The organism is Parvimonas sp. M20 (assembly GCF_035282425.1).
In the GTDB taxonomy this organism is placed as follows: Bacteria; Bacillota; Clostridia; order Tissierellales; family Peptoniphilaceae; genus Parvimonas.
On record NZ_JAYKBQ010000131.1, the window covers coordinates 1 to 283 of the forward strand.

The window sequence follows — 283 nt, forward strand, 5'->3', positions numbered from 1 at the left end:
ACCCACAACCTACCGGTTAACAGCCGGGTGCTCCACCATTGAGCTACCTAGGAGTTTGGCTGTTTTCTATTCTCCCAGTACGAGATGTACTAGTACCTTCGACGTTTAAGAGCTTAACTTCTGTGTTCGAGATGGGAACAGGTGTATCCTCTTAGCCATTACAGCCATACTTATTTGTTTACTTTTCTTTGCTGTTAAGCTCTGAGCTTTCACAACAAATTCAAAATATAATTATTTATATAAACAAAAAACCATTCTTGCGAGTGGTTTGTTTGGCTGTTTT

General features: G+C 39.6%; 1 rRNA gene. It reads right to left on the reverse strand.

Annotated elements, in window-relative coordinates:
* Positions 1–53 precede the first annotated feature (53 nt).
* Positions 54–169, reverse strand: a 5S ribosomal RNA gene (gene rrf / locus VJI93_RS08700).
* Positions 170–283 lie beyond the last annotated feature (114 nt).